Origin of the sequence: Paenibacillus thalictri (assembly GCF_004307995.1) — a bacterium.
In the GTDB taxonomy this organism is placed as follows: domain Bacteria; phylum Bacillota; class Bacilli; order Paenibacillales; family NBRC-103111; genus Paenibacillus_AF; species Paenibacillus_AF thalictri.
Genome location: NZ_SIRE01000008.1, coordinates 131,844 through 157,821, shown reverse-complemented (window position 1 = coordinate 157,821; position 25,978 = coordinate 131,844). Strand labels below are relative to the sequence as shown.

At 49.4% G+C, this 25,978-nt stretch carries 20 protein-coding genes; 3 read left to right on the top strand and 17 right to left on the bottom strand.

The features are described from left to right. Positions 1–65 precede the first annotated feature (65 nt). The 4 genes from EYB31_RS12505 to EYB31_RS12490 all read right to left on the bottom strand — a co-directional run bounded on the left by EYB31_RS12505 (position 66) and on the right by EYB31_RS12490 (position 2,885). On the bottom strand, positions 66–1,106 hold the full coding sequence (locus EYB31_RS12505) for a LacI family DNA-binding transcriptional regulator (RefSeq protein ID WP_131013671.1): 1,041 nt from the start codon (positions 1,104–1,106) through the stop codon (positions 66–68). Positions 1,107–1,189: 83 nt separating this feature from the next. Then, positions 1,190–1,657 carry a VOC family protein gene (locus EYB31_RS12500; protein ID WP_131013804.1) on the bottom strand — a complete coding sequence of 156 codons (468 nt, stop codon included), beginning with the start codon at positions 1,655–1,657 and terminating at the stop codon, positions 1,190–1,192. 48 nt (positions 1,658–1,705) lie between these two features. Beyond that, the gene (locus tag EYB31_RS12495) at positions 1,706–2,404 is read right to left on the bottom strand and encodes a ThuA domain-containing protein (protein WP_165452379.1); all 699 of its coding nucleotides are present in this window, start codon (positions 2,402–2,404) and stop codon (positions 1,706–1,708) included. Position 2,405: 1 nt separating this feature from the next. After that, on the bottom strand, positions 2,406–2,885 hold the full coding sequence (locus tag EYB31_RS12490; RefSeq protein ID WP_131013669.1) for a heme-degrading domain-containing protein: 480 nt from the start codon (positions 2,883–2,885) through the stop codon (positions 2,406–2,408). 365 nt (positions 2,886–3,250) lie between these two features. Here EYB31_RS12490 and EYB31_RS12485 point away from each other — a divergent pair, with 365 nt between their 5' ends. Continuing rightward, positions 3,251–4,597: a TrkH family potassium uptake protein gene (locus tag EYB31_RS12485; protein WP_420819436.1), complete on the top strand. Its 1,347-nt coding sequence runs from the start codon at positions 3,251–3,253 to the stop codon at positions 4,595–4,597. An 89-nt stretch (positions 4,598–4,686) separates the two neighbouring features. Here the strand turns inward: EYB31_RS12485 and EYB31_RS12480 are convergent, their stop codons facing one another. Together EYB31_RS12480 and EYB31_RS12475 are read right to left on the bottom strand one after the other, a co-directional pair. Beyond that, positions 4,687–5,598, bottom strand: coding sequence for an alpha/beta hydrolase (locus EYB31_RS12480; RefSeq protein ID WP_131013667.1), 912 nt, complete (start codon positions 5,596–5,598; stop codon positions 4,687–4,689). Positions 5,599–5,883: 285 nt separating this feature from the next. Continuing rightward, entirely contained in the window at positions 5,884–6,429 is a 546-nt protein-coding gene (locus EYB31_RS12475) for a TetR/AcrR family transcriptional regulator (RefSeq protein ID WP_131013666.1), read from the bottom strand. Between the two features lie 209 nt (positions 6,430–6,638). Between EYB31_RS12475 and EYB31_RS12470 the strand changes: the two genes are divergently transcribed. Next, positions 6,639–7,883: an MFS transporter gene (locus EYB31_RS12470; RefSeq protein WP_131013665.1), complete on the top strand. Its 1,245-nt coding sequence runs from the start codon at positions 6,639–6,641 to the stop codon at positions 7,881–7,883. Between the two features lie 133 nt (positions 7,884–8,016). Here the strand turns inward: EYB31_RS12470 and EYB31_RS12465 are convergent, their stop codons facing one another. The 7 genes from EYB31_RS12465 to EYB31_RS12435 all read right to left on the bottom strand — a co-directional run bounded on the left by EYB31_RS12465 (position 8,017) and on the right by EYB31_RS12435 (position 19,595). Beyond that, a complete protein-coding gene (locus tag EYB31_RS12465; protein ID WP_131013664.1) occupies positions 8,017–11,115 on the bottom strand; it encodes an efflux RND transporter permease subunit in 3,099 nt (1,032 codons plus the stop codon). A 228-nt stretch (positions 11,116–11,343) separates the two neighbouring features. Continuing rightward, positions 11,344–12,540: a macrolide family glycosyltransferase gene (locus EYB31_RS12460; protein WP_131013663.1), complete on the bottom strand. Its 1,197-nt coding sequence runs from the start codon at positions 12,538–12,540 to the stop codon at positions 11,344–11,346. Positions 12,541–12,645: 105 nt separating this feature from the next. After that, on the bottom strand, positions 12,646–13,248 hold the full coding sequence (locus tag EYB31_RS12455) for a pentapeptide repeat-containing protein (protein ID WP_420819435.1): 603 nt from the start codon (positions 13,246–13,248) through the stop codon (positions 12,646–12,648). A 505-nt stretch (positions 13,249–13,753) separates the two neighbouring features. After that, positions 13,754–15,877, bottom strand: coding sequence for a GMC family oxidoreductase (locus tag EYB31_RS12450; protein ID WP_131013661.1), 2,124 nt, complete (start codon positions 15,875–15,877; stop codon positions 13,754–13,756). Positions 15,878–16,019: 142 nt separating this feature from the next. Further along, on the bottom strand, positions 16,020–18,047 hold the full coding sequence (locus EYB31_RS12445) for an alpha-amylase family protein (RefSeq protein ID WP_131013660.1): 2,028 nt from the start codon (positions 18,045–18,047) through the stop codon (positions 16,020–16,022). A 218-nt stretch (positions 18,048–18,265) separates the two neighbouring features. Beyond that, positions 18,266–18,685 carry a GNAT family N-acetyltransferase gene (locus EYB31_RS12440; protein WP_131013659.1) on the bottom strand — a complete coding sequence of 140 codons (420 nt, stop codon included), beginning with the start codon at positions 18,683–18,685 and terminating at the stop codon, positions 18,266–18,268. Between the two features lie 40 nt (positions 18,686–18,725). Then, a complete protein-coding gene (locus EYB31_RS12435) occupies positions 18,726–19,595 on the bottom strand; it encodes a helix-turn-helix domain-containing protein (protein ID WP_165452377.1) in 870 nt (289 codons plus the stop codon). A gap of 143 nt (positions 19,596–19,738) precedes the next feature. On the opposite strand from EYB31_RS12435, the gene EYB31_RS12430 reads away from it, so the two are divergent. After that, entirely contained in the window at positions 19,739–22,384 is a 2,646-nt protein-coding gene (locus tag EYB31_RS12430) for a family 78 glycoside hydrolase catalytic domain (RefSeq protein WP_131013657.1), read from the top strand. A 204-nt stretch (positions 22,385–22,588) separates the two neighbouring features. Here the strand turns inward: EYB31_RS12430 and csaA are convergent, their stop codons facing one another. From csaA to EYB31_RS12415, 4 genes are all read right to left on the bottom strand, one after another. Then, complete coding sequence (gene csaA, locus EYB31_RS12425) at positions 22,589–22,918, bottom strand: chaperone CsaA (RefSeq protein ID WP_131013656.1); 330 nt, start codon at positions 22,916–22,918, stop codon at positions 22,589–22,591. Positions 22,919–23,059: 141 nt separating this feature from the next. Then, positions 23,060–23,227, bottom strand: a complete 168-nt coding sequence (locus tag EYB31_RS40200; protein ID WP_165452376.1) for a hypothetical protein — start codon at positions 23,225–23,227, stop codon at positions 23,060–23,062. Beyond that, positions 23,194–24,138 (bottom strand): FG-GAP repeat protein, encoded by a 945-nt coding sequence (locus tag EYB31_RS12420; protein WP_131013655.1) that lies wholly within the window; start codon positions 24,136–24,138, stop codon positions 23,194–23,196. Before EYB31_RS12420 ends, EYB31_RS40200 begins: the two co-directional genes overlap by 34 nt. 268 nt (positions 24,139–24,406) lie before the next feature. Next, a complete protein-coding gene (locus EYB31_RS12415; RefSeq protein ID WP_131013654.1) occupies positions 24,407–25,903 on the bottom strand; it encodes a PHP domain-containing protein in 1,497 nt (498 codons plus the stop codon). Between the last annotated feature and the right edge of the window lie 75 nt (positions 25,904–25,978).

The window sequence follows — 25,978 nt, the reverse complement described above, 5'->3', positions numbered from 1 at the left end:
TATAAATCTTGGCGAAGATCGCGTTTTTCAGAATAAACGCGCGTTTATTTCCTGTCAAAAAATTTTTAAATTTTTTTGCAGGACTCTCTCTCGATTAAGGTGCAATCCAGCGTAGAAATTACGCTGTCGCCCGTAACTCCGTTTTCTACAGTGCGGATGACATTTTGGGTCACACCTGCCGTCAGTTGATCGTAATTCACCCGGAATGTCGTTAACGCCGGTTTATAGTAAGCGCTTAACGGTTGGTCGTTCATACCGATGACGGAAATATCGTCAGGCACCTTTAATGAAAAATCGTTTATTGCACGTATAGCGCCAAAAGCAAGACTGTCGCTGACTGCAAAAATGGCCGTCGGAAGATCGCTGCTGTTCGCCAGCAGGTTAGTCATCGCTTCATAGCTGCCCGCCTCGTAATTGCCGTGCATAATCCAAGCTTTGTTAACATCCAGACCGTGGTGTTCCATCTGGCTTAAGAACCCTTTGAACTTGAAGTTAGCGGGAGCTTTCTTCAGATCCCCGTTTATAATGCCAATTCTTGTGTGGTTTAATCCATATAAGTAATCTACCGCTTTTCTGGCTACCGCTTCGTTGTTCAGATTATATACGATCCGGTTCGGCTCATTGCGGCCAGGAAGCACTTGATCCAACACGCCGATAATAAACCCTTCCGAAATCAGCTCTTCAATAACGGGTTCATGGTTTTCAGCGCCGATAAATATGCCCGCTGTAATGCTGCTTTGATAAAACATCTCTTTGACATTTTTCATACTTTCGGGGTTCTTCAGGTCTCTGACTACCGTCGTGAGAACGATATATCCCATGGCAGCGGCGCTTTCGATGACGCCGGTGATGAGCATGTTAGCCGAGCTATCCTTGGAAAACTGCCATTGATCGATAAAAAACAACCCGATGATCTTCGTTTTTTTCCCGGCAAGCGTTCTTGCGGAAATGTTGGGAGTATAACCGTATTGCTCAATAACCTTCAAAACCTTCTCTCTCGTTTTGGGAGGCACATTGGCGTAATTATTGATGACTCGGCTCACCGTGCTTCTAGAGACACCGGCTATTTCCGCTATTTCCTGGCTTCTTAAATCAATTTTTTTCATCGTTACCTCTGGTCATCTATCATTTTGTGAACGCGCGTTTATTTTACTCTGTAAAACTATCATATCTACTTTTGTTTGTCAATTTAATTATTGTCGTTCTCCAGTAGTTCGATGAGGACCTTCAAATCTTTTAAACTATCAATATAAGCATATCGTCCGCCGGTATATTCACCTTTTTGAACAAGCGGCATATGAAATTTTTGTTCCATTAAGCCCGTTATGTTTTCCATACCCGCAATCTTAAAGGCAATATGGTGAAAACCCTCCCCTCGTTCGTCCAGAAATTCTCTCCAGATGCTGGGATGGTGATCGGGTTCGATTAATTCAATCACGACAGAGCCAAAGTTCATAAAAGCCAGCTTGGCTCTCGCTTCTGTCGGTTTCCCCCGATAAACGGCTTGCGTTTGATCCCATGCATCCGTTAGCTTCCACGTCGGTGTTTCGATCCCGAAAAAGTCAGCGTACGCGCGGCTTGTTTTTTCGATGTCATGCACGACCAAAGCGACCTGAGCGATCACATTCCTATCTAGAACACCACTATTTTCTTCCATACCATCTTCCTTTTCTTCAGCATGCAAGCGTAGCTGCATCACAAGTAGTTATAAGCGGTGAACCGTCCAAAGAACGCCACGTCTTAGCATCTCTCGGACCTGCGGCACTTCATAGGCTTTTTCGTCGTGCCCCAACAAGGTTTGGTACACTCGCGAATTGCGGTACTGGGCCAGCCACCCGAGCGGTTCTCTCCGGTTTGTGCGATTGGACTCCGCTTCATAAAGCACCTGAATCGGAACAACGCCTTCTTGTTTAAAATAAAGTTCATCCGTAATCGCAAACGATGATATTCCTTGAGTGATCGGATGGGCCTCGCCCGTCATATGTACGGTGAATTCGCCGTATTTATCGTGTGAGCTTTCGCCATGATGATTCCACACTCTCGGTACGATACTGCGGTACTCCGGCCAATCGGAAGCCTCCGCTTCGGGCAAGGAATAATGAAACGCTCCATTGGCAAAATGAACAATAACCAAACCTTTTCCTTCCTCCGCAAACCGGATCAGGTTGGCTTTGGCCCGCTCGCTCAGCCCGGCGGGTTCGTGCCAGTTGCAATAATTGAGCGCCAGCGCATCGTATGTGAACAATTCCTCATCGGCCAACGATTCAATCGACAAAGACACGGTAACGGAAATACTCGAATCTTCTTCCAATGCCGCTTTGATGAACGGAGTCGTTTGCTCCCAATTGTGCCACTTGTGATTTTCATTGCCTGAAACAAGCAGTACCTTAGTTTGTTGTGCCATCTTACTCTCCGTTTCCATTCAAAAAATGTCTAATCGCCGATACAACCAAAGCATGATCTTCCTCTTGCGTTAATCCGGAAGCCGCAATAGCTCCAACAACGCCAACATCTTTCACGATGATCGGAAAAGCCCCTCCGCTTGGGGAATAATCGGATGGATTCAAGAAATATCTTTCTTGAATATTTTTTTGGATCGATCTCAGGTAAGTGCCGACATAGTGGGAGCTATGGCCAAACCGGACGGCCACCCGGCTCTTGCGTTGAACCCAGTCGTCGTTATCCGCCGAGGTTTTGGGAAATGCATAATGAAATAACTGCTGCCCGTTTCTGGAAATATCCAGCGTAATGTGCTTGTTTTCTTGCTTCACTTTTTCAATGATAAACAGGCCGATCTGAAGAGCCAGATCATTCGTGAATTCGGTGAATTGAAGCTCTTCTTCTTCTTGAAGCAAACTTTGCAGCAGCTCGGAATATTCGCTCATCTTTGGCTTCCTCCCTTTGGTTAGATATCATCATTTCAAAACGAAACTGGATCGATAAACCTGTGAAAACGCTTAATAAACGCGCGTTTATAAAACTACAAAATGAATGAAGCCTCCTTCTTCAAATTTAGATGACCAACTTCATCGTAAATACTTAGATATTAGATGTCAACAACAATTTTTAAGGGGCACACTCATCGGCGGGTAAAAGCGATGTCGACAACCGCTGTTGCCCAATTCAGTGAACCAAGTGGCACCTTCCCTTACCTGAATACTACCGCCAAAAAATGGGACATACTACGGATGAGTTATGGGGATTTATGTAAAGCGAAACGGAAAGGTCGTTCCTGTCTATGAGGGCTGCAATGAAAAACTGGATAGAAAAACGGTCTCCGGCCCAAGTAGTAACCGGATATTACCTGCTGGTCGTGCTCACATCGATTTTAATTTTTAGTATTCCAGCCGTGCGCCGGCCTGGGGTTGAAGTCTCTTTCTTTGATACCGTTTTTACCGCCGTCAGCATCGTCAGTGATACGGGGCTCGGCGTTTTTAACGTTGCGGAGACATACAGCGTTTTTGGTTATTTTATGGTGATGCTCGTATTGCAATTTGGCGGCATCGGCATTATGGCGATGAGCACCTTCTTCTGGCTTTTATTGGGGCGAAAAATCGGATTACGCGAACGGCGTTTAATAATGGTCGACAATAATCAATTTGACTTATCGGGTCTCGTTAAGCTGGTTATCGAAATTTTGAGAATTATTCTTTTGACCGAACTCATCGGGACCGTTATTTTTGGCTTTCATTTTTTGAGGTACTTTTCGACGTGGCAGGAAGCGTTTCTTCAAGGCCTGTTTGCATCCGTCAGCGCGACAACCAACGCCGGGATGGACATCACGGGCCAGTCGCTGATTCCTTATGCTGACGATTATTTTGTACAGTCGATCAGTATGGTGTTAATTATTTTTGGAGCCATCGGATTCCCTGTACTCATTGAAGTGAAAACATATTTGACAAGAAGAAAACTCGAGCGTCCGTTCCGCTTTTCTTTATTTGCCAAAATTGCCACTTCCACTTACTTTATTCTGCTGATTATTGGAGCCGGCGTGATCTGGTTGTTCGAATACAACCACTATTTTAAAGATCTGCCTTGGCACAAAAGTTTGTTTTATGCTTTATTTCAATCTACAACGACAAGAAGCGCGGGGCTAACGACTTTGGATATTAACGAGCTGACGCTGCCGACACTCCTGTTTATCAGCCTTTACATGTTTATTGGAGGATCGCCTAACTCTGTAGGCGGCGGAATCCGAACAACAACATTCGCCTTAAATCTGCTATTTATTTACAACTTTGCTAAAGGAAACAATGAAATTAAAATTTTCAGCAGAGAGCTGCATCCCTACGACGTAATGAAATCGCTAGCGATATCGTTATTAGCCATCGTCATGTGCACGATATCGGTTATCACGATTAGCTTTACGGATAAACAAGCTCAGCTTGTGTCCATCATTCTTGAGGTGTGCTCGGCTTTCGGTACGGTAGGCATGTCAACGGGAATTACCCCCGATCTGAGCATTTGCGCAAAATGCATTCTCATGGTCCTGATGTTTACCGGAAGAATCGGACTGACTTCGCTTTTGTTTATCATTGGGGGAACTAAGAAGAAGGCCAAAATCCGTTATCCGGAGGAACGGGTCATAACAGGTTAACGTTAAAAAAATGGTTGGGCAGCACGTGATGCATGCCGCTCAACCAACTAAATTCGCATATTGCGTATCTTCTCTGCTTTTCGGTTCGCTTACTTAAGATTTTCCGTAAAAAATCCGTCTATTTTTTCAATGGCCACATTTACGTTTTCAGGGATATCATATAAAGCAACGTGTGTGGCGCCTTTGATGATAAACAGCTCTTTATGTTGACTTGCTGCTTTTTCAACGGCTTCTGCGCTGAAATAAAGAGTGTCGGCTTCACTGCCTGCGATCGTTAGAAATGGCTGCGTCAAAAATTTATCGATGTGGCTGAAGGCGGAATATGTGGCGATTTTACCAAAGCTTGCGAACACCAAGCGGTTAGGCGCATTATTGTGGCAACCGCGAGCTGTAACATAATAGTCATGTCCTTCGGCCATGGTACCTGTCATGCCTTCTTCCAATTGCTGCGGCACATAAGTAACAAAGAACGTTTCATTGCCATTTGCTTCTGCCGTACGCTGCTGCGATACTTGCTCCAACAGCTTGATTTGATCTTCTACCGGCACAACACGGGCCATGCCTTCGCTGAACAGTGATCCAATGTCGACCATACTCACCGTAGCTAAAGCTTTAATACGGCGATCGGTTTGCGCGGCTGCCACCGTATATCCGCCTCCGGCACAAATGCCCAACGCGCCGATATGATCGGTATCCACGAAAGACAATGTGGTTAAATAGTCCACCGCTGCACGGATGTCTTCCGTACGGGCGTAAGGATCTTCGTAATAACGGGGCGATCCCTCGCTTTCTCCTTGGTTGGATGCATCAAATGCTAAAGTAACATAACCCAATTCGGACAGTTTATCCGCATAAAGCCCTGCCGTCTGTTCTTTAACGCCTCCGCCCGGATGAGAGACAACAATAGTCGGGTATTTTTTTGTTTCATCAAAATGAGCCGGAACATACAAATGGCCTGCTAATAATAAGCCGTTATTTTTAAACTTGACATTTTGTCTCATGATATATAATCCTCCTTAATATGGGTGCAAATCAAACCAACTTGTTATATTGCTCGTCTGTTACTAGTAATTACACAAACGAGTAATAAGTTCTATATGTGTATTATATATGAGCATCAAATATCTTCAATGATCAAATAACAGTCATTTGTGCGTTAGTGCGCATCAAGCATAAAAATGTGCAGAAAAAAGGACACAGGGAAAATAAGTGGCCTCGAAAATAATCCCCATGTCCTTCCAGCGCGTCGGTTCCAAGGAATGATGCACTCCCGTTAACCAGCGCGGTTAAAAATTTTTTTCCAGTAAAAGCCCCACCTGCTCTGCTACGGCACGAGCCGGATCAGTGATTTCGTTGCTAAAATACGCTTCGACTATACCTACCACGGCGGTTCCAAAAAACTTAACTACAATGTCTTTGCTAAGCCCTTTATTGACTCCCTCTTTTATATTTAATTCGACTTCCAATTCTTCAATGACCAGCTTGAGAAAGCCTCTGCGAAAGGAAGCAGCCCCTTTACTTGCTATAATGGTCGAAAAGAAAGAATGATTTTTCTCAAAGTATTCAAACCAAACTACCGTTGCATCGACAAAACTCAATTCCGCCGATAATTTGCAAAGTCTCCTGAGTTCGTTAAAGTGCTCTTCAATGAGCTTGTCAAGTAAATCGTATTTATCCAAATAATGAAGATAAACCGTTCTCCGGCCTACATTGGCTTTGTCGGCAATATCTTGGACGGTAATTTCGTCGAAGCTTTTTTCAGACATCAGCTCCAAAAATGCGGTTTTTATGGAGCTTTGAGATTTGAGGATTCTTCTATCTACTTTGGTCATTGTGAGACACCTTGCTTTCTACAAAAGAATTGCATCATATCAATTTATGCAATAAATTATACACAAGTGTATCATACTGCATCAATGTGCGCGTGTCTCATTTATTAGCAACAAAGACCATATTTTCATTTTTGGATAACCGTGCTATGATTTGAGCGTGGCAAATATTGGGCGATAGTTAGGGACACCCCAGGCAGGAGAGCAGATCCATGTACGATCAACGCCGTAATCATTTCCTTTTCTTTATGGACACCGTGCTGTTCGTAAACGCAATGACATTTCTTTCGGTTAATGCTATCATTACGTATTTTCTCGCCAATCTGCAAGCGGATACATTTGAAATCGGCTTAGTGAACGCCTTGGTATCGATCGGCAGCTTTATCAGTCAGCCGTTGTTCGCGAAGCTGGTCATGAACCTCTCCCATAAAGCGAAAATGTTTGCAAAAATTTTGTTCATTCAGCGGATCAGCTTCCTCCTTGTTGTCGCCGCGGTCCCTTTATTTGCCGAATCCCGTCCGCAGCTGATGGTTCTAGTGTTTCTGATCGGCTGGGCGATATTTAATCTGTTTGTCGGATCTTACAACATTTTTTATATGAGTTTGTTTGCCAAATTGGTAACGCCCAATGCTCGGGGACGTTTGCGCGGCTTCAGCAGCGGAGCCGGCAGCGTGTTTGCGCTCGGATCCGCGGCGCTGTGCGGGGTCTTGCTAACCAAAGTGCCGTTTCCGTATAATTATACCGTTATTTTCGCAGCCGGTGTGGCCTTGTTATTGCTGGATGTGTTAATGTTTCGGCTGATGAAGGAACATGAAGCTGACGAGGTAGCTAAGGTCAATTTCAATTATTTCCAATACTTCAAGGCGGTTCCGTTAATGTTTCGGGAGTTTCCACAATATAAACGCACAGTTGCGGGATTTGCTTTTATCGTGGCATCTCATTCCGCATTGGCTTATTATACGTTATATGCCGTACGGACGTTTGAGGCCGGCAGTACGACGATTGCTTTATTTACGGCCATCACCGGGCTTGCCAATATAGCAGGCAGTGTAATCTTTGGAATCATGGCGGACCGGATCGGACATAGGCATGTGCTTATGGCAGCTGCGATCGCCGGCGGATTGGGCAGCCTGCTGATTGTTTCGTTTCACGGATTGTGGTCGGTATACGCCGCGTTCGCATTAACGAACATATGCATCATCGGTTACAATTTGAGCGGAAGCGTCTTCATTCTGGAGCAGATCCCCAGATCACGTCTGCCCATGGCGATCAGCATTAATTCGATGTTTAGTTTATGCACCAGCTCGGTAGTACTGATCGGCAGCAGCTGGGTGGCGGACTACTTATCGTTTCAGGCGGTGTTTTTGTTCACCGGTCTTTGCGGTATTGCCGGGTTTTTCATCGTTCGAGGCAGACAACCGGCGCTTTCCTCCCAGCAATCATCCCATTTTGACTAAACAGCTTCCCAATAACAAAAAGCTCCCTATGGCTGCGCTAAGGTACTCGACCTGTAATGCCGCATCCTATAGGGAGCTTAATTTATCATGTTCCTTGATTAACAACCACAGCTTGCTTCGTTCCTAATCCCAATCAGACAGATGTTCCCTGCGCTTCCTCCGATTTATTGCGATCCAATAGACGTCTTGCCCTCACTTTCATGTTATCGATCATTTCATAGATGATTGGCACAATCAGCAGCGTAAGCAAAGTTGATGTCGTCAGACCGCCGATCACAACGACCGCCAGCCCCTTGGAAATGATCGTTCCTTTGGAAAGTCCAAGCGCCAAAGGCATCAGCGCAAACACCGTCGCCCCCGCCGTCATGATGATCGGACGCAGCCGTGTCTGCCCCGCTTCCAGCAGCGCTTCGCGTACGGTATGTCCCGCTTCGCGCAGCTGCTGCACACGGTCGATCAGCACAATCGCGTTGGTCACGACGACGCCAATCAGCATCAGGAAACCGATCAAAGACGTCAAGTTCAGCGATTCACCGGTGACAAGCAAGCCAAGCAGCCCGCCGATTGCCGCTAGCGGCAGCGAAAACAAGATGGCAAACGGCGCGCTGGCGTTGCCGAAAGCGAGAACCATCACCAAATAGACGATAAAAATGGAAGCCGCCATGGCAAAATACATGTTTCTGAACTCTTTGTCGATATCCGCCGCAGCGCCTTGCAATTCCGTATGGACGCCCGGAGGCAGATCCATTTGGCTCAATATTTGAGACGCTTGGGCGCTGACGCCTCCCTTATCCTTGGAATCGATTTTGGCGGTGATGCTGACATATTGCTCCTGGTTGTCGCGAGGGATCGACGCCGGTCCTTCGACTTGCCGTATTTTCGCAACATCGTTTAGCTTAATAACTTGTCCTTTCGAGGTTGTGATCAGAAAGTTTCCGACTTTTTCCACCGAATTTTTGAAGCTGCTGTCCATCATCACTTTGGTGTTATAAGTTACGCTATCGAATTTCAAATCGCCGAGTTTTTGCTCAGCCAACCATACATACATCGAATCGATGATTTGTCCGGAGGAGAGCCCGTACAGACGGGCTTTGTTCTGGTCGACGGCAATTTCCACTTCCTTGTTCGTCACGCTTAAGCTGTCTTCCACATCAAGAAAACCGGGGATTTCCTTCATTTTCGCTTTAACCTCATTAGCCGCTTGAATGAGCGAATCCACATCGTCGCCACGCAGCATGTAAGAAAAGTCGATGCCGCTTCCCCCGCCTCCGCCGCCAAAGCTGATGATGCTGCCGCGGACTTCGCTTTCTTGTGGGATCATAGCGGCGATTTTGACTTTCATGTCGTCGACAAGCGCTCTCGCGTTTGCCCCGTCGGCAGCCGACGCATTTAACGAAAAGCGGTAACTGGCCCCTCCGCTTCCGCCCTCTCCAATCAACGACTGCACATATTCAAATGCCGGTTCACCCGCGCCGTTCTTCGTCTCCCGCATCATCGCTTCAATGTTCCTGACGATCTGATCGGTCGTATCCAGCGCCGTTTCCCTTGGTAAAGTAACTCTGATGCTCATTTGTTTATCGGAATCGCTGCTTGGCATAAATTCAAACGCAAGAAACGGAACCGTGCCGGCAATGGATACTACCAGCGCCAACAACGCCAAAGCGATACTTTTTTTGCGGTTGTTAAGCGACCATCGCAGCGCCTTTAAATAACCGGCTTCTACTTTGCCGACGTGATGCTCGTTGTGATGTTTGATATTCCTTGAACGGAGCACAAGCAGCTTGGCAAGCATCGGAATGACCGTAACGGCGACGATCAAAGACGACAGCAGAGCTGCCGACAACGTGATCGCGAACGGACGAAACATGTCCCCCAGCTCTCCTCCGACAAAAGCAATCGGAGCAAACACCCCTACCGTGGTCAACGTCGAAGACGTAATGGCCGAAGCGACTTGTGCGGTAGCTTTTATAATGACCGATTCTCCCCGCTCATGCGTCTTGACCAGCTCGCTGTATATATTTTCGATCACCACGATGCTGTCGTCCACCACGCGGCCAACGGCGATGGCCATGCCGCCAAGGGTCATGATGTTGAGCGTAATGTTCAGCGGCGCCATAATTAATAACGTGATTAAGATGGACAAAGGAATGGAGACAAGAACAATGATGGTCATCCGGAAGTTTCTGAGAAACAGCAAAATCATGATGGAGGCTAGCAGCGCCCCCAACGCCCCCTCCTTAATCATCCCGTTGATCGATTCCTGAACAACCTCGGAGTTTTTCTTGATCGACATAAATTCGACGTTGGGATACAGCTTTTGCCAGCCGGCAATCATCGCATCCGCTTTATCTGCGAATTCAACCGAATTGGTTCCGCTTGTTTTGTACAAAACGACCCCGATGGACGGTTGACCATTCAAACGGGAGATGAGCTTGGATTCGTTGACTGCCTGGATTTTGACGATTTGCTTAAGCAGCAGCGTGTCTCCGGAGGCCGTATTCAGTTTGATGTTCTCCAGCGCGTAAATGCTGTTAATATCGCTTTTCACGCGAACCATTTGGTCGATTCCGTCCGTATTCAAAGCGCCGACCGGACTTGAGCGAAGGGCCGTCTGGATCGCTCGGGTCACATCGTCGGGCATCAGCCCGTAGCTGTTCATCGCGTTGCCGTCCATTTTGATCGTCAATATCGCTTCGTCATTGCCTATCGATTCAACATGATCCATTCCTTTAATCGTTGTGAATCCGGGCTGAAATACATCTTTATACAGCTTATCCAACTGTTGCTGATTCATATTGTCTTTGCCGAATACCGCCAGCGTATATTCCGGAATGGCGGCCATGCCAAACGTCATCACTTTCGGGCGCTCCGCCGATTGGGGCAAGTTCACGCCCGCGATTAACGCCTCGACGTCGTTTTTGGCTTTGTCCGTGTTTTGTCCGTGCTGCAGCGTAATCGTGATCTGCGAGTAATTGTCGCTGGACATCGATTGCAAATTTTTAATCCCGTTAAGCCCTGCGACCGCTTTCTCGAGCGGCTTCGTAATTTGCTCCACTATATCTTTGGGAGGCGCCTGATATTGAGTTTGAATAAAGACGTACGGAATCGACACCTCGGGAAACAATTCCGCTTTGAGCAGCGATGCCGCATAAGTCCCCCCGCCGAACAACAGCAGGATGATGATCAGAACGGCCGCTATATTTTTCATGGAAAATCGCGTTAATGAATTCATCTCTTTTTGCTCCTACCTCCGGATTGCTGTATAAGACAGAACTTTTGCAGGTTCATGATGTCGACAGCTGGCAATCGGTGAAGATGCCCCTCATTATTTTGGGAATCGTCACCTCACCTTCCAGTATACAGGCAGGGTATTGACACTCTATAAATGAACTATTAACAAAGTATAAACTCGGGTTATCCCATCAAATACGCTGAAAATGAAAAAAAGGTCCGCAAACCGTTACATGCCCAGCTGCCTTTTAAACATCAAAATTTCCTCGACAGACCGCTGCTGCCCGCCCGCAGCCCGGAACGATTCGCCAAGCTCGCCGCTTGCCTTGCGAATAGACGCATCTTGCAGCACACGTTCCGCCGCCGCTCGGAGTTCTTCCGCAGTTAAGGTTTGTTGATTGAGGTGAAGGCCCGCACCAAGCTCAGCTACACGCCGCGCTATAACAGGCTGATCGGCGCTTTGTGGCAGCACTATCAGCGGCACATTGTAATAAAGTCCTTCGCTTGTGCTGTTCATGCCGCCATGTGTAATAAACAGTTTAGCGCGCTGCAGCACTTCGAGCTGCGGCACATAGTCGCGTACGATAAAATTGGCTGGAATTTCTCCCAAATCGGCAATCTGGGTTTGCCGGCCGACGGATAATATGACGCTGAATTTTGTTCCGGCAAACGCCGCAAAACAGAGCTTGTAAAATTCCGCCGCCTGATTAAAAACGGTGCCAAGCGATATGTATACGAGGTGGTCCGTGTGCACATGCGAGAAATCAAACTGACCTTGCGACCGGAACTCGATTGACGGCCCGACAAACTTGTACGTATCGTCAAAGCTTTCCCCATCCGGTTGAAACTGTTTGGACGTATAAACAAGGGTCATCGGCGCCGGATTGCAAAAAACTTCATAAGCGGAGTTCATTTGCACATGATATTTTGTTTGTATATTGTGCATCAGCTCTTGAAACACCTGTTGTTCACGTTCATTCACTTCATCTGGAAAATGGCTCAGTAGGTGGTTATGCATGTGCTCAAAACCGCTTTGCTGCATGGCGAAACTCGTACACGAGTTGATGGCCGGCAAATCGAGAATTTGCGAGAGCATACGCCCGCAGCCGAACATAGAGTCATGAATAATGTAATCGATTGGTTTGCCTTTTATCTGCTCAAGCACACTGGGAATGACGATGTCGGCAGTGCGCGCTAATCCGCTTACCCGGCCCCAAGGGCTCCTTCCTCCGGCAAGAAACGCCTGCAGAAATTGATTGCTGTCAAAGGTGATTACCTCTGCGCCTGTCGGCTCAACCCGATCACGGAATTGTTCAGATATAAAATAAATGACTTCTTCGCCACGGCGGATAAGCTCCTGCACCACACCAAGGGTTGGATTAATATGCCCCTCGGAGCCTGCGTTGATCAGTAATACGCGTCCCATATTCATCACCTTTCATGTCGAAAATTCACCGCACCCGCAGTCTTCCTTCATTTTTACCAGATTCATGTAGAGTTAACCTCATTTTAGGCCTGTTGCAAGCAAGCGCTACTCATCTTTTAATTGGATATCCATACAGTAAAGCAAGGATACTGCTTCCGGCAGCATAAAAGTCGCTTTCGTAATCCGATTGCCGCTTGGATCAATCTGATAGTTCCTGGAATACGAGAAGTCTGCACTGGTCAAATTGGTTTCTCCGAATACACTTTCGCTGAAATCAGTCGAGCTCAGATCGGCTTTCGTGAAGTTGGCTTCCCTGAAGTCTACGTTTTTGGCCATGCATTTTCGGATGACGCACTGCTGCAGTTCAAGTCCGATAAAGGTAGAATGGTTTAAAGTGCATTCTTCGAAGGCGAGGGCGCCAGGTATGCTAATTTTCGGCCAAATCGCCTCCGTCCAATTGATTCCGACTAATTTACATTCGGAAAACCGGACTTGCGAAAACTGACTATCCACGACTTTGATCAAATTCAAATTGCAATTTATAAATTGGCAGCCTGAAAATTTGCAGTCTCTAAATAACGTCTCGCTAAACTCACAATTCGTAAATGTGCAATCGTAGAATTTGACGGAATCCAATGTCTCATAGGCAAATTGGACATCCTTAAACTGCTTATCGTCGTATTCTGATTCGCTGAACAACGGTTTCACTCCCTTTTTCCATATAAATTGAATAAATGACTAAGCCCGTTCCATTCCGAAAGGGATTATTTTGCCGCTTCAGACAGCTTGTTTTGAATTCCTTTTATTGAATAGGCCTGCGGATGGCAGGAATTCAAAGCCAAAACTCGCCGGCAAAACAATTCCCTTTCTCCACTGCACTCAGTTCTTCCTGGATGTTCGTTTGTTCAATTTATATAGGTTGTTATTTCCTTATAATAGCAACATATGTTTGGCATTACCACTAATCTTCTACACCGGTAGTGCGTTAACCTGCCCGCACTTGCAAATCCCGGCGTCATTCTGTGAACATGTTAAAGGGGCTGAATGGCAGACCTGCAACCTTCACATAAAAAAACATCGCCAATGATGACGATGTCCATTAAACCTTATTTTCCCAATCGGCTATTATGGGCTTGTATACTTATATTATCTGATGCTGGCCTCAGTGGGTATTACAACGATGTAAAGGCTGCTCAATCGACTTACGGAACGATCACGCTTGTTTCACCAGGTTCTCCGCCGTGCGGAAGGCCAAAGCAAGGATCGTCAATACCGGATTTACTCCGCCGTTGGTGACATGAACAGAGCCGTCGCACACCCACAAATTGTCGTATCCGTGGATTCGGCCCATGGGATCGGTGACCGAAGTGGCCGGGTCATTGCCCATACGCAAGGTTCCCGCTTGATGCTGCCCTCCGCTAAGCCCCGTCCCGCGCGGCGTTTGCCATACTTGACGAGCCCCGGCCGCCCAGAGCCAAGTCTCCGCTTGCTTGGCCAGCATATCGGCTGCGCGCAGCGATTCAGGATGAATCCTTCCGGAGAGTTGAACCACCGGGTTGCCGAAGCGGTCTTTGACCGATGGAGAAAGCCTGACTCTCGAATCCGGGGACGGAATATCCTGGATGGGTCCCTGCACATGACTGGTTCGCACGTAACCTTCGCGCATTGCCGCCTTTCCGGAAATTCCCCATTTTGCCGCATCAGGAGGAAAAGCGCGGGTCCAATGTGTGAGCGGCAGGCGGATAAATTCGTTGGCCAACATCCCGCCCCCGATGATCCCGTCTCCATTGCCGTGGGAGAAACGTCGCGTGGCAACGCTCACGCCAGGTCCCAAGCCGTCTTGAATCGGCTCATCAAATAAAGCGTAAGTACCGGTGTATACATGTCCCTGCAAGTTCCTGCCGACGTTGCCGCTCCGATTGCCTATTCCATCCGGTTCTTCCACGCTTGCCGAATTCAGCAGCAGACGTGCGCTTTCGATTGCTCCGGCCGCTATAACCACCTGGCCAGCTTGTACTTGTCGGCGCTGGACCTTCCCTCCTGCCGCATGAACAAGGCGAATCCCTGTTGCATGTCTGCCTGCTTCGGTATCGATACGTTCCACCATCGTGTCGCAAATCAAATCGCAATTGCCGGTGGCAAGCGCCCTTAATAACATCGTATTGTGACCGCCGTTTTTGCTGTTGGTCGGGCAAGCAAAACCGACACATTCGCCGCAGCGTCCGCAAGCCGGCCGACCGTCGCGTTCGACGGAGTTGATCAAGAGGGGAACCGGTCCCGCGGCCCAGCCCAGTTTTGCTGCCGCTTGGGACAACCGCTCCGCTTCCAGAGTCAGCGGCAGTGCCGGCATCGGGTATTGGCGCTGGCGCGAGCCGCATTCAGGATGGGCGCCGCCGTCGCCTGAGACGCCGACTTCCCACTCCGCCCGATCATAATACGATTCGAGATCTTCATAGCGAATCGGCCAATCGCTAAGCGAACTTCCTTCCGGAGCGCCGTAACGGGTAGCCATCCGGAAGTCCTCCGGATGAAAACGCCATGCCTGAGCGCCATAGACCCGTGTGCCTCCGCCGACCGTCATCGCATTGTTATGATAATCGCCTTCATAAGGTAACGTAACGCGCTCCCTGCCGTCCTGTGTAAGAATGGTGCGAGGGTGGCCTTCCAGCTCGGGCCCGGTATTGTGCCCGTATTTGCTAAGCCGATGATTGCGCAGATGATCGCGCCCTACCCGATCGTAGCTTAGCCAGCTCCCACGCTCGACCACGAGGACGCGGAGACCCGATTCAGCCAGAATCGCCGCAGCGACCGAACCCCCGGCACCGGCCCCCACTACGACAGCATCATACCGGTCCTTAAGCTGATTGAAGGAAATCTGCTGCGGATCCACTTCGGCAACATGCGACTTACTGCCGGAAAGCGGTTCAGGCCGAAATCCGATCATTTCCCATGACTTTCTCCCGTAAGCTTCACCTGGTTGCGGACTTCCATAATACCCTTCGACCACCAAGTTCAACAGAAAGTTGAAAAAGTGATTCGGTGCAACAGGCCAGTCCTGCACCCTTCCATGTTCAAGATCGGACAACATCCCGTCCTGCTCGTCCGCGGACAGTTCCTGGAACGGCCGATGATGGGAAGCCAATGCCTGCGCATGTAACGCGCGAAGACCCGGCTCCAGCAACTCTTTCCAGGCAGTCTCATCTTCCTCGGCCCATCGTTCCAAGTATCCGAGGACGCCTTCTTCGACTGCCGACGGCCAAGCATCTTTCGGAATCATCCGTTCCGCAACCGCTTTCAGGATCGGGCTCCATTCACTCAAATCGTGTTGGTTCCGCATAAAGGTCTCCCTTCCCTTTTTTCTCCAGTCTATCACGCCCTTCCGATTTCTGCCAAGATGCGGATTATGAAAATCAATATTTGATAATCAACTCGTCATATTTCAAACGCAGATCCCGGGCTTTTTCCCGATTTCAAGTCCATCACTCAATCACGATCGTTTCAAACAACTCCAGCTCATCCAAGCTAAACGTAAGCTCATCGCCGCTATATTCAAACGGAACATCTGCTGAACGGCGCAAAGCATGGACACGTGCCGGCTTCCGCTCTAACCGGACGGTGAAGCGCAGATCTCTAACCGGCAGCGGAGCGTGAAAGCCCGTACCTAGCTGGCCGGATAAGTTCACAGTGCTGATCAAACGGCGCGGCGAACCTTGCGTTTCATGAAATGTGACTTCAACCAGCGGAGATGCCGTTGTTAGGATCGGCTGTCTGTACTCAAGCACATCCCGCAGCGCCGCCATAAACAAACGTGAGTGGCCGTGATTGCTCAATTTATCATAGTGGGCGCCCAGCCCCCAAGGCAAGTAAACAGCGGCGCCTTGTCCGTAACGGTTGGCAATCAGTCCGGGCGTCTCGGTTTCCTCGGTAATATAACATTTCTCCGGAGGGCCAAACATACAAGAAGGAATGAGTCCGAGCAGGCTTGTTGCCTGTTCCTCTGCGATGCACTCCAATGCTTCGCCGTACAGGTACACAAGGTCAATCGCCTCGAAGCCGCTAAGCTCGACTTTGTCCGATTCGCGGACGCGAAAGTACGCGCCTTGCACTTTTGGCTTATGGACATACTCCTTTACGCCCAGACTTGGCAATCGAATCCGGCCTTGGGGATGCCCCTTGGCATCGCAGGTGGACGTAAAACCTGTCGCAAGCAGCTTGCCTCCCATCTTCACAAACCGGTCAACGGCTTCTACAGCCCCGTCGCCCATGCTCCGTTGATCGGCAAGAATCAGCACCTTGTACCGCCGCAGTTTGTCTTCGGCTTCCGGCGATTCGAGCACGCTATCGTGCAGCAGATCGTACGGTACGTGGTTTTCGGCCAACAAGCGGATGATGCCTTTTAATTCTTTTTTGCTGCCGTACATATTGCTGCTATCGGGTACAACCACGACGACTTCGGCTAATGACCGGAGATTCGTATAATACTGCTCATGTTCCTTGTGGAAACGGTACATGTCCTTAACCAGATCGAAGCATATCCTGTCATCCTGATTGTTTAATGTGCCGATAACGTAATAATCCAGCCAAGCCCCGTTCACCATGTTTTGCGCCAGCCGCAGTGCGGTTAAATGGGGGGATACGGCCGTATGCCTCATTGCAAAATCTACGAAATGAACGGCCGAGTTGCTTACTGCCATCCCTTCCCAAGAGCCGAGCACCGTCTTCACGTTCTCCATGGCCGAATAATTCCATTCGGGCAGAGCGCGGTCAATTCCCGTGTTGGATTCCTTACGATAAATATCCGTTCCTTCATGAGTATAGTTACAAATGGCAATGTGGGGATTGCGGTTTTTGACAACGGCTACCCGCCGCTGGAATAACTCTTTCACGGTTTGCGTGCGGAACCGTTCATAGTCCCGGAATACCGGATCGTTCGAATCTTCCTTGACAGGCAGCCGGTTATGGCCGGTCTGTTCCAAAAAGCGTTTCTGGCAGCTCGCGCATTGACAAATCCCATAATAATTGTAGCTGTAGTCATGTGTCACATAACCGTGCATATTAAAAAACACACCGTCAATCGGATACTTTTCCACCACTTCCTCGAGCACTTTCAGCGAATATTCCTGCTGATAATACCCGTTAACGCAGGTATGTACCTGTCCGTTATAATTGACGATATTTCCTTCGGTGCTGCGGTATAACCACTCCGGATTGGGCAAAGCGCAGGCCTCGTTTAACCGGCTGAAATCGAAACGGGCGATCAATTTCATCCCCTGCCGGTGTACACGTTCGATCACTTTTCCTGTAAAATCATCCTGCATATGCGGATTTACATAATGAAATTCAAGCTCAGACGGATAGTTGGCAACAATCCCCCCGACGTTAAACAACAAAACGTTTGCGGAAAATTGCTCAAGGCTTTGTAAGTATGTGTCGATATCAAGGGTTGCATCAATCTCTCTTAAGTTGGTCTGTACCAGCCGCATCGGCTTTTCCTGCCACCAGGCCATGTCTCATTCCTCCCCATTCGTATAACAAACAGTTTTCTAAAACACACACCCAGTATATAAACAAACGAAATCGGCACTCAATAGACAACTTTTGCTCTTGCCCGGATTTCCTTGTGGAAAGCTGGATTGCAGCGATTTTTTTCTTTTGCCGCACAAAAAGAAACAACCGCCTGAAGCCTGATTACGGCCCGGCGGTTAACTACGGCTGGTAATTATTTTTATTCATACCTCATAATCCAATACGGTTCTCCCGCCCCGCTCTCTTCGACCACCTTTTGCCAACCGTTCTTCTCGTAAAATTTCATTGCCTTGTGATTTTTCGATACACACTTTAACGTTACGGGTGTATGCATCTTATGAATGGCGGCCTGAAGCAGCCGAACGCCTGCACCCTTCCCGAAGAAATCGGGATGAACAAATAAATGATGAATAAAATTGTCGGGTAAATACAACGAAACAAATCCTGCTACCCGCGAATCTTCCTCCGCTAATAGGATAACTTCATCCACAGTATCCCGATCGAAGTCATCTAATTTCATGTTTTCTGTTACCGCCCAATAAAAACGATTACGGCGTGATTCCAAATAGACTTCTCTTAAATCAGGGTTGTCAGATTCGGCTGCCAATCTAATGTTCATATTCTCACTCTCGCTTTTTCCAAATGGGTGATGTTTTATATCATTGCCCTAATGTAACGGCTCCTTCTTTTTTACGATAATCCCCCGGCGTCATGCCGACAATTTTTTTAAATACTTGGTGGAAGGATTGCGGATCGCGGTAACCGGCCATCTCCGCAACCGTGCCCACCTTATGCCGGGTGCCCAGAAGCAGCTCGCAGCTCATACGGATGCGGGTATGCTGCACATATTCGAGAAACGAGTGCCCTGTCCGCGACTTAAATAGTCTGAAAAAATGCCGTTCACTCATTCCGCATCGTTCCGCAAGCAGACGAATCGTCAGATTTTCCGCCGCATGACGGCCAATATAATCGATGGCATCTTGAATCGGATCGTCGCCGTTTTGCGGTTTACCTGCAACATCCATGCCGCATATAAACCGGTGAAGCTGCACTAGCAACTGCAGAAACAGACCAAAAAGCATGCCGCTTGAACCGGCGGATTTCCCTTTGTATTCCTCCAACATACGTTGGTATAACGGCTCGATCATCCATCGCGTATCCCGTATTTGTTTTCCTTCCGGCTCAAACATAACGAACAAGTCGATATCTTCGATGGTTTCCGCGGCCTTACGCAGCAGCGATTCGGAAAAAACGCAGTTATACACCGCCAGCTTCTCTCCTTCGTCCGCCGAGGCAGGACGAAACACATGAGGCAATCCGATCGGGAGAAGAAACAAATCTCCCTTGGATACGGGCACAACGCGGCCGCCCCAATGGTGGAAACCCCTGCCCCCTGACACATAAGCGATTTCGTAAAAATCGTGGGAATGATATTCCAATTCAAATGTTTCTTCCACCCGATTCACGAAAAGACTTTCTTCTTCACCTAACAGTTCGGAACGGCGCAACAGACCCACCCGGCGCTCCATGTACATCCCCCCAAAACTGACTGTCCTTATCCTTTATTTATTGTCATATATCCCTTGTTCATTTGTCAAGAATACCCGTGTGTTGACGTGGTTTCCCTTCGTATACTTGGTATAAATACAGTTGATTTGGAGGGCTCCAATTGATGAAAAAGGTATCGGTTTACGATCTGCGCTGCGAATATAAGCGGAATCCGCTCGGAATGGATGTGCAAATCCCCCGGTTTTTCTGGAAGTTATCGGTAGAGGCGCAAGGAGCAAAACAAAGCGCATACCGGATTCAAGTCAGTACGCATCCCTATATGGACGGCGCGGCGCTATTATGGGATTCGGGGGTTGTCGATACGGATCAGTCGGTTCATGTTGACTACGCAGGTACGGCGCTCAAGCCGCGGACCCGGTACTGGTACCGCGTGCGCGTCAAACTCGCCGACGGAACAGAGTCGGACTGGAGCGAAACGGCCTATTGGGAGACAGGCTTAATGTCGCCTCAGGCATGGCAGGCGGCATGGATTACCGCCGAACTCCCTGCTTCTCCCTCCCTCGAAGAAGACCCGTGCCATTATGTAAGAACGGCCTTTACCCTTCACGAAAACCCTGTATCTGCGCGTGTTTACGCGACGGCCCACGGCGTGTACCGGCTTTTTCTCAACGGGCGGGACGCGGACGATACCCGGATGGCGCCTGGTTGGACCAGCTATCACAAGCGGCTGCAATACCAGTCGTACGACGTGACGGAGCTGTTGACGGAAGGCAGTAACGCTCTTGGCGTAGTGCTGGGGAACGGCTGGTACAGCGGAAACCTTGCCTGGACCGGCGGCCGCAGCTTATATGGAAAAGAACGCGGCCTGCTGCTTGAACTTCACGTCACTTATGCGGACGGGAGCGAACAGTGTATTTTCACGGATGCTGACGGAAATTGGAAGGCAAGCGAAGGCGCCTTGCGCATGTCGGAAATCTATCACGGCGAGACATACGACGCTCGCCAAGAAGCGAAGGGCTGGGCCGAACCTCATTTTAACGATGCCGCCTGGACTCAAGTGCAACGTCAAGCTTGGTCGAAGGACCTACTCATCGCCCAGGAAAATGAACCGGTCCGCGTTATCCAGGAACTGCTGCCGATTCGCACGCTGCGTACGCCAAAAGGCGAAACCGTGCTGGACCTCGGCCAAAACATGGTCGGCTGGATGCGATTTACTGTGAATGAAGCGCCGGGTACCGTGATTCGCTTACAGCATGCCGAAGTATTGGATAAGGAAGGCAACTTCTACACCGGCAACCTGAGAACAGCCAAACAAACCGTAACCTACATCTGCCATGGTGAAGGCGAGGAAACATTTGAGCCTTTGTTCAGCTTCCAAGGCTTCCGTTACGTGCTGGTGGAAGGCGTGTCCGAAGATAAGCTTGAAGGGCGCTTTGTCGGCTGCGTTGCACATTCCGATCTGGAGCCGGCCGGCAGCTTCGAAACGTCTGACGAGCTGCTCAACCAGTTGTGGCGAAATATTCTTTGGGGGCAAAAAGGAAACTTCCTCGACGTGCCGACCGACTGTCCGCAGCGCGACGAACGTCTGGGCTGGACCGGCGACGCTCAAGTTTTCATTCGTACGTCTACCTTTTTGATGGATGTCGCGCCGTTTTTTACGAAATGGCTTCGCGATTTGGCGGCAGACCAGTTGAAAAATGGCGGCGTACCTTTCGTCATTCCGTTTATCCCGTTTAACGACCAATTCACGGAGGACGACAGCAATCACTCCTCATCCGCTTGGGGGGATGCGGCGGTGATTTGTCCGTGGACAATGTACGAAGTGTACGGCGACGTCCGATTATTGAAGCAGCAGTATCCCAGCATGAAAGCATGGGTGGAATATATTCACAGCCGCGGCGACAACGAGTTTCTGTGGAACACCGGCTTCCATTTCGGCGATTGGCTGGCGTTGGACGGCAAGGATGGCAGTTATATCGGGCAGACGCCGACAGACCTGATTGCTACCGCGTTTTACGCCCATTGCGCAGATCTGCTGTCGCGCAGCGCCGAAGCGCTCGGGTATTCCGATGATGCCGCGGCGTACCGTGAGCTGCACCGGAATGTCGTCGAGAACTTCCGCAAGGAGTTCGTTTCGCCGAACGGCCGGGTCATCGCTCCAACGCAGACTGCTTATGTGCTTGCGCTTATGTTTGACCTGCTCGAAGAGCGTCATCGCGAGCGCGCCGCCGGCATCCTGGCGTCTCTCATCGAGAAAAACGACTGCAAATTGACGACCGGTTTTGTCGGCACGCCTTACCTTTGCCCCGTGCTGACCCGTTACGGATACAACGACTTGGCGTACAAACTTGTGCTGCAAAAAGAATATCCGTCCTGGTTGTACTCCGTCACCCAAGGCGCTACAACGATCTGGGAACATTGGGACGGCATCAAACCCGACGGCTCCTTCTGGAGCGATAACATGAATTCCTACAACCACTACGCATACGGCTCCGTCGGAGAATGGCTGTACCGGTCCGCGGCGGGCATCGACACCTTGGACGGCCAGCCCGGATACAAGCGGTTCCGGATAGCGCCTCAATTCGGCGAGCAGTTGAATTATGTCCGGGCCTCCTACGAATCGATATACGGAACGATCCGCTCTTCGTGGGAAAAGAACTCGGACGGCAGCATCGATGTCGAAATCACCGTTCCTGCCAATACCGAAGCCGTCGTTGTTTTGCCCGGCCATGCCAATCAGACGGTTGGCTCCGGAACATACCGCTTTGAATGCAAGTTGGAAGACGGGAACCGTCTAGTTGGGAGCTAAACGTATATCAATGAAAGGATCCCGTGCGGAATAACCAAGGCCACTGAAAAAGCAGCTTAAGTGAGCGAAATCATGCTGGAGAAGCGCCAGCGTTCGCTTTTGTCCCCGAATTTCACCTGCCGTAAGCAGGTACATTCAAGATATTCGGGGACAATTAGCGATCGTAAGCATGATTCGCTCATGCAGCAGCGTTCACTTGCCATTTTAAGCAACCGGAGTGCCATTTTTAACCGGTTCATCCGGTTTTAGCAATACGACATCACCTTCCTCCGGAACACCTCCGATGACCAGCACTTCAGATTCAAAACCGGCAATACGTCTTGCCGGAAAATTGACTACGGCGGCCACTTGTTGACCGGCCAGCCGTTCCGGACTGTATCTTTTCGTTATTTGAGCCGAAGAACGTTTTATACCTAGCTCACCAAAATCAATCTCCAATTTGATAGCGGGTTTTCGTGCTTCGGGAAATGCTTCCGCTTTGATCACAGTACCGATACGTATATCCAGACTCAAAAAATCATCGATGGTTGCCACGGTTATTCACTCTGCCTTTCTTGGATGAATTGGAATGGAACGTCAGAAACCGTCCCTTTTAAGAGGTTATCACAAATGCTCTTGTAAAGTACGATTATAGCTAAACTCTCCGTATTACAAAATGACCCGCCATGCGTTTGCTCATTGCATCGGCAGCCACGCGGCTTTCCATATCCCGTCTTTGCTTTTGACAAGCTGGAACCCTTTCTCATCTTCTTTGTTGCCGCTTCCGTTGGAGATGCGAATAAGCGCCCGATCTCCTTCGACCTCTTCCGTCAGCCCGTAGCTTGCTTTAAGCTCCGCCCACATCTGTTGGACCGTTCCAGCGCTTCCTGATCCCGCGAAATTTCGTTGATATACGTCTTATAGGAGGGCAGCTCGTGACTGGGATCCTTGATGAAAAGCGCATATTGCGTTTCGTAGTCTCCCTCTTCGGAAGCCTTAACATAAAACTTGAAAACGTCAAGCGGCGAAAGTCCGCGAAGCAGCTCTTCCTCCTTGTTCTCCGCAAACCGGCCGTACCGCTCTTCCGTCTCCTTCGAAAGCAGCCACTGCTCATCTCCAGCCGGCCGGGGCATACCGCAGCCTTCACATTCCGTCCGGACGAACTTGTCGCCTTGCCATGTAAATAACGTCTCGGTCATTTTTCCTTTATCCATGTCATAATAGCGGTTTTTGAACGAAGCAGTGCCTGCTTTCTCGTAGAGGATCGAATATTCGCCGGCAGCCGTGTACAAATCGCGATGCAGAACAATAATGCCTTCCGGCTGAAGCGAATATATATTGTAGGTAAACCCGTTCGAAGAAAAATATTGGCCGATTGTAAAATCCGGATACCCGTCATTGTTGTAATCGGCGAAAGCGATGTTAAATGCGCGATTTTTGGCAAAAATGAGCGCTTCGCTTCCGAACGTCGAATTCAAATCTAGCCGATGAAGCGGCGTCCCGTCTACCCCAGACAGCATCAACTGAAAAGTCCCTTCCCAATACGGACCCGTGTACGGTCCGGGCTCTTGCTCTTCTTTCAAACCTCCCGACAGCATCCGCACCTCAAGTTTTTCCATGCTGCCGTTGCGGTCATAATCGATGTCCGATTTGGCGAGGACGGTAATCGTATCCACCGCTATCTCCGACGCCGCAGGTCCGGCATCCGTTTTTACCTCGCAAGCCGTGAGCAGAAGAAATGCCGCTATACTTTTTACAATTAGAGCTTTGCGCATTTCGCTCCCCCTTTATTTATTTGCTACTTAATTGGACTGATCAAGCGAAGCAAATGTTTCAACCCTACGCATTCCAAGTAAAATATTTTCGGATCGATATAGGAAGGCTCTTGCACAAATTGCAGCAGCGGGAAATAGCCGGAGATTTTCTTTCGCAGGGAACGATCAGGGATCAGCGCAAGCGAGAAAAAAGCCTCGTCGCGATGGACGAGGCCTTGACTTATTTACTCAGTATTTCACCTAGCTTGTTTATTTGCAGATGACTGTTTTATACAACAAAAATCGGTGAAATCCAGGCATACTGGTTGTTGACTTGACGGATCTCCACATGATACACGTCGGTTTCCGCTTCTTTTTCCGTATCGATCCACTCGCCGCTGAACGTATATTCCGCTTCCGGAACGGCGCGGTGCAGCACAAAAGCTTCGGAATTGTGCGGCTTCAGATGTACGCTGCGGCTGCCAAGCAGCAGTTCGCCGATCGAGGCGGACATCGTTTTGCCGTTAAGCGTCACTTCCACAACGGTGGAAACATCACCTTCGATTTCAAGGATCAGCGCGGCGGTATGAGAATGCAAAGTGGTCGGGTTTTTGAAGGTCGTGCAGGTCCAAGTGACTTCGTTTTCCGTCTGGCTTACAAGTTCGTTATGCAGCTCGTTCATATTCGGATTGTCCTTCATATCCGGCGTCGGCGCAAGCACGCTGCGGCCTCTGAAGCATGTCTCCACGGAAGCCAGCTTGCCGCCTTGTACGGACGTTTGGCCCTGCCAGAAATAACCGTCTTTGGCATCGCCCCAGCCCATCTCCACACGCACTTTATACGTTCCCGCAGCCGAACCTGCCGCCACACGCAGCGATTCTCCGGCAACAGTCTTCCACGGCCGTAAATTTTTGTAGACGACGATTTTGTCGAAACGGTCGCAGCCTTTGATATCCAGCTGCAAGTTCCGTTCGCCGGAAACCTGTACTTCGCTGCCCATGTCGGCGCCGTTCAAACGGAAGCCGCACTGCATTTTATCCCCGGTTACCGCATACGTGCGGCGGGCTTGAATTGCTTCCCAGATGCCTTCGCGTGTTTTTTCCGTCGCCAGCACCGCCAGGCGCCCGTCTCCATAGGAACCCGGATATCCGGCATGATGGTCGGTCGAGCCGACAAAACCGAAGCGGTGGCCTTTTTGAATGCCGGCGAATACCATGCTGCGGGAGTCGCGTGGGCCCATATCGTGCAAATACGGGTACAAGCTTTCATCGGACATGCCGCAGCCGTGTTTCGAATACACTTCGACAATCGGACTGATCGCCGGATCAAACGTATCCCAGTTGCCGCCACGGTAACCCGGCGTATAACCGACGTGATGCGGCACGGCGATTGCGCGCCGCGGCTTCAGCTTGGCGACGACGCCATAAGGGGAATCATCCTGCAACAGCGGCATATCGTCGTCCATACAGACGATATGATGGTCGCCGTATAAGCTGGAGTGTGCTTCGTAACCTTGAAATGCGACGAATTCGTGCGGCACGTTAGCCTGTTTGACGGTTTCCAGCACTTGCTCCCACTGCGCTTTCAGCTTGGCAAACCCTTTGACGTGAAAATCGACGAGAAACTCCAGCTCCGGTGTCCGCTCCGGCATATCGTGCCAAGAAGCGTGACCGATGACCGTTACGAAATCCAGCTGCCCCTTGGCCGCTTTCAGCGCATTTTCCAAGCTCCCGTAACCGTAGCTGATACCGCAGTGATTGTGCAAATCTCCCCAATAAATGTTCATAAGACAACTCCTCCAATTCATTATTTTACATAGTTAATTATTCATCTGGTTAAGCGAATCTCACATTTGCTCCGG